This is a genomic window from Microcystis sp. M090S1 (assembly GCF_020246295.1).
In the GTDB taxonomy this organism is placed as follows: Bacteria; Cyanobacteriota; Cyanobacteriia; order Cyanobacteriales; family Microcystaceae; genus Microcystis; species Microcystis aeruginosa.
Genome location: NZ_JADBTF010000364.1, coordinates 1 through 4,329 on the forward strand (window position 1 = coordinate 1; position 4,329 = coordinate 4,329).

Genomic DNA, 4,329 nt, shown 5'->3' on the forward strand with positions numbered 1-4,329 from the left:
GCGACCATAAGACCAGAACAGAGTAAATCTGTTAAGGCAGGTGCGAAAAATCCTTCGGGAAAGAAGCAGAAACCCAAATCGTGAGGTTTGGGAATCGCCGTCCGTTTTACGGCGGCGAGGATGTCAATGTTACATTAATTCTGCGCCAATCCCTGTCAACCCCAATCACCGATAGAATAGGGATGAAGTGTTAAGTAGCTTGAGTGTTTATGCAGTCTCCCGAACCGTTCGATACTAAATATACCCCAGAGGAAGTGGAAGTGGAAATCGAAACCGACGATTTTCCCCCCGTTGCTACCCCAGTTAGTTTCGCTGCCACTCTCGAAAAAGTGAAAACTTGGTACGGCAGCCTGTCCACACCAGCACAGGTAGTCGTGGCAGTGGCGGGGGTTTTTGTGGCTCTTTCAATTTTAACGGCGATTTTACGGCTAGTCAGCGCAGTTTTAAGCGCTTTAATCCTCGCCGCTATCGTTTATCTCATCTATCGTTACATCCTCAAACCGAAAGTTTAGTCGGCTATGCACATTTCCTATTCAATGTCAAGAGTTTAATTGATAAAAAAAATTTATGGAAGAAGCGGACACCAGAGATATCTTGGGGGAAAATGTGGCTAAGTTAGGACTGGCCCAGATCCAGCGTCATCTATTTCTCTGCTGCGATCAGACTAAGCCAAAATGCTGTGACAAGGAAGAAGGGTTAGAAGTGTGGGATTATTTAAAGAAGCGGTTAAGTGAATTAGAACTCGAACGCCCTAGTGCCGACCGTCCGGGTTGTGTTTTTCGCACTAAAGCCAACTGTTTGCGGGTTTGTAGCCAAGGCCCGATTTTATTAGTGTACCCGGAAGGAGTCTGGTATCGAAGGGTAAACAAGGAAGCGATCGAAAGAATTATCCAAGAACACCTAATCGGTAATCAAATCGTCACCGAATATGCCTTCCTTCGCCACGATTTACCAGCAATTTCCCTGAACTGTCCAGGAGAAGAACCCGAAACAATAGAGGAAAACAGCGTTAAAACTAACTGAAACACAATTAACTACACATATCTAACTACCTGTTGCCTCTTGCCTATCGATCCTTTGTCCGTCTCCATTCCCCCAACCCTGCAGCCTGGAAAATAGCGATGAAAGAGACCAACAAAGACAATAAACAACTTTTATTAATCGACGATGACCCGAATTTAATACTTTTGGTGAAAGATTATCTAGAGTTTCGTGGTTATAGGGTGACAACCGCAGAAAACGGTCGGGAGGCCCTAGAAATCCTCGAACGCGGGGCAAATGCTGCCAAGGCACGGGAAATGCCCGATATGATTATCTGTGATCTGATCATGCCGGAAATGGACGGTTATGCCTTCCTCGAAAAAATTCGTCAGGACAGTCGTTTTAGTTGCATTCCCGTGATCTTTCTCTCCCCTAAGGGTCAAAGTCAGGACAAGATAACAGGTTTAATCACCGGGGCCGATGTCTATATGGTCAAACCCTTTGAACCAGAGGAATTAGTGGCCCAGGTGGAGTCTTCCCTCAAACAAGCGGGCCGGTTGCCGAAACGCAGCACCCGTATCCATTCCCCGGATGTCACTCCTCTTCAGGTTCCGGGTAATGTGGAATTAACCCCAACGGAATTAAAAGTAGTACAATTGGTCGCACAAGGACTGGCTAATCGGGAAATCGCCGCAAAACTCAATGTTAGTCAACGGACAATCGAAAGTCATGTGTCGAATATGCTTCATAAAACCGGTCTTCATAATCGCACGGAATTGAGCCAGTGGGCGATCGAAAGTAATAAGCTGTTGACTATCTAGAGCTTGCTGAAAAACTTTTTTAGCATACCCTCAATAGTCAACAGCTTATCAGGGGTTAGGTGAGGTGATTGTCAACTCACCTTTTTTTGGCATTAAAAATCCCTGAGATTGTCCTGGGCTGCTAGTTGCGATCGCTCTTTTTCCATGGACAATTCCGTTTCCAATTCTTGGCTGAGGAAATAGTTGAGGAAAGTTCGGATAATAGCGATGAGGGCGAGTTTTGCCAAGGCTTCTATAGTAGGTGTGACGGTAGTAGCCACGATGTCTCCACCTAACTGAAACTCTAGGGCTAAAGATAGCCAAGTACCGAAACGAATGCGAATTTGATTGAAGGAAAAAGGGGGAAGACTGCGACGGTGACGATTAGACTGCCAAGCTAATTGTAGGGTTTTAATTAATCCGATCACCACACAAGCGATCGAAAGACTTTCTAGGCAAAACTTGATGATTGCCACGGCAGAGATCAAGCCTGTTTCTAAAGTTGCTAAAAATTCCATACCCAACAGATACCCTCTTATCCGATAAACCAACCTACCATCTAAGGAAGTTTCTCCAATGGCAGTTAGAACAGGTTTCTCGCCTGTTCTAACCTCTGACTGACTTAAGCCGGTCTTCCCTCCACCACCTTATCGATTAAACCGTAGGCGACGGCTTCCTCGGCGGAGAGGAAATAATCGCGGTCAGTGTCTTTTTCGATGCGTTCGATGGTTTGTCCGGTGCGATTAGCCATAATTTCGTTTAATTGCTGGCGAATACGCAGGATTTCCTTAGCTTCAATGTCGATATCCGTCGCTTGCCGGCGCCCGGTTCCGCCCATGGGTTGGTGAATCATAATCCGCGCGTGGGGAAGGGCGAGACGCTTACCCGGACTACCGGAAGCCAGTAAAAATGCCCCCATAGAGGCCGCTAATCCCACACAAATAGTCACCACTTCCGCTTTGATGTACTGCATGGTGTCGTAGATGGCCATACCGGCGGTAACGGAACCCCCCGGCGAGTTGATATAGAGATAGATGGGTTTAGTGGGGTCTTCCGAGTCGAGATAAAGCATTTGGGCCACAAGGGCATTGGCTAACCCGTCGGTGACTTCCTGCCCCAAAAAAAGAATGCGTTCCACCGAAAGACGGCTGTAAATGCTAATCCACTGTTCGTATTGGCTACCCGGCAGACGGTAGGGAACTTTTGGCACACCGATAGGCATAATTGGTAACAACTCCTGCTAATTTGTAATAAATCTTAACTAACTTGGGCGAGGGGTTTCGGTAGTTCCTTGCGACTTTCGAGAACGCGATCGATTAATCCGTAGTCTTTCGCCTGTTGTGGGGTGAGATAGAAGGTGCGATCCATATCTTTCGCCAGTTTTTCGGTGGTTTGACCCGTATTTTTCGAGAAAATCTCTAACATGGTCTGTTTATTGGCGATTACCTCCTTGGCACGAATCTGGATATCGGTGGCTTGTCCCTGGGCCCCGGTGCGATTTTGGTTGAGAACAATGGTAGCGTGGGGTAAGGAGGCGCGAAAACCCTTGGTTCCCGCAGAAAGAATCATCGCTGCAGTTCCCATGGCCTGCCCGATACAGATAGTATGAACGGGAGGTTTAATGTAGTTGAGGGTGTCACAGATGGCGAAAGCTTCGGTTTCGTAGCCGATCGCGTCCCCCGTGTACCAGGATGTGCCGGTAGAGTTGATATAGAAGAAAATCGGTTTTTCGGGATCGTCAAATTGCAGGTAAAGCAGTTGAGCGATAATTAATTCCGTCACGTCCACCCCGACATTGCGCTTGACATCATCGGAGGAAAATAAGGGCAACCCCAGATAGACAATTCTCTCTTTGAGCAGGAGAGATTCTAAGTCCGGTGGTGGTGTCCGATAGGCTGCATCCCCATAATAGGCAGTTTGTACCGCTTTAATCACTGAGTTCATCGAGTTTTTCCGTCATACACAGTATCCTGCTTTTGATTTTAACGTAATCGGGTTGACCGATTGCGTGGGGGTATTTTTAGCTAGGTTCGTCCCCAAGAATCTCTCATCGACTGCTAGAAAATTGACATCTCCCCGTTCTCAAGAGATGGGAATTCTCATCGGTGATCCTAAATCTGGTTATTAAAAACTGATTATTTATTCCCCCTTTTGCCTATTCCCTGTTGCACGAGTGCCTGTCCTTATAAGTAGCCTATAATCAACGGATTTGGTATGACTAGAAGCGGGTTGAAACCGGGCTTCTACTCGATTACGATATATTTTAGAAAGCCTGACTAACTTATATTGTTGAGGCATCGTCAAAGATACTCTATCCACCTTGTCTAGAGAAACCGTCGGAACGGGCAACGCCAGAACAAATGCCAAATCCTGTCATCAGCTGCCCGCGCATTTAAATTGTTTGTTCAGTTGACATCCTCGCCGCCGTAAAACGGACGGCGATTCCCAAACCTCACGATTTGGGTTTCTGCTTCTTTCCCGAAGGATTTTTCGCACCTGCCTTAACAGATTTACTCTGTTCTGGTCTTATGGTCGCTCTACAGACTGA

At 46.8% G+C, this 4,329-nt stretch carries 6 protein-coding genes; 3 read left to right on the plus strand and 3 right to left on the minus strand.

The window, feature by feature from the left end:
* Positions 1-209: 209 nt before the first annotated feature.
* The 3 genes from IM477_RS16165 to IM477_RS16175 all read left to right on the plus strand — a co-directional run bounded on the left by IM477_RS16165 (position 210) and on the right by IM477_RS16175 (position 1,802).
* Positions 210-512, plus strand: a complete 303-nt coding sequence (locus IM477_RS16165) for a hypothetical protein (RefSeq protein WP_061432461.1) — start codon at positions 210-212, stop codon at positions 510-512.
* Positions 513-567: 55 nt separating this feature from the next.
* Complete coding sequence (locus IM477_RS16170) at positions 568-1,023, plus strand: (2Fe-2S) ferredoxin domain-containing protein (RefSeq protein ID WP_287732581.1); 456 nt, start codon at positions 568-570, stop codon at positions 1,021-1,023.
* Positions 1,024-1,121: 98 nt separating this feature from the next.
* A complete protein-coding gene (locus IM477_RS16175) occupies positions 1,122-1,802 on the plus strand; it encodes a response regulator transcription factor (RefSeq protein WP_287732583.1) in 681 nt (226 codons plus the stop codon).
* 92 nt (positions 1,803-1,894) lie between these two features.
* Here IM477_RS16175 and IM477_RS16180 read toward each other — a convergent pair whose 3' ends face one another.
* The 3 genes from IM477_RS16180 to IM477_RS16190 form a co-directional block, all read right to left on the minus strand.
* The gene (locus IM477_RS16180) at positions 1,895-2,299 is read right to left on the minus strand and encodes a DUF1622 domain-containing protein (protein WP_287732584.1); all 405 of its coding nucleotides are present in this window, start codon (positions 2,297-2,299) and stop codon (positions 1,895-1,897) included.
* 104 nt (positions 2,300-2,403) lie between these two features.
* On the minus strand, positions 2,404-3,003 hold the full coding sequence (locus IM477_RS16185) for an ATP-dependent Clp protease proteolytic subunit (protein WP_002734165.1): 600 nt from the start codon (positions 3,001-3,003) through the stop codon (positions 2,404-2,406).
* Positions 3,004-3,038: 35 nt separating this feature from the next.
* Entirely contained in the window at positions 3,039-3,725 is a 687-nt protein-coding gene (locus IM477_RS16190; RefSeq protein ID WP_002746650.1) for an ATP-dependent Clp protease proteolytic subunit, read from the minus strand.
* Between the last annotated feature and the right edge of the window lie 604 nt (positions 3,726-4,329).

Coding starts and splice junctions, on each gene's coding strand:
- IM477_RS16165 (WP_061432461.1), top strand. CDS start 210: ATGCAGTCTCCCGAACCGTTCGATACTAAATATACCCCAGAGGAAGTG.
- IM477_RS16170 (WP_287732581.1), top strand. CDS start 568: ATGGAAGAAGCGGACACCAGAGATATCTTGGGGGAAAATGTGGCTAAG.
- IM477_RS16175 (WP_287732583.1), top strand. CDS start 1,122: ATGAAAGAGACCAACAAAGACAATAAACAACTTTTATTAATCGACGAT.
- IM477_RS16180 (WP_287732584.1), bottom strand. CDS start 2,299: ATGGAATTTTTAGCAACTTTAGAAACAGGCTTGATCTCTGCCGTGGCA.
- IM477_RS16185 (WP_002734165.1), bottom strand. CDS start 3,003: ATGCCTATCGGTGTGCCAAAAGTTCCCTACCGTCTGCCGGGTAGCCAA.
- IM477_RS16190 (WP_002746650.1), bottom strand. CDS start 3,725: ATGAACTCAGTGATTAAAGCGGTACAAACTGCCTATTATGGGGATGCA.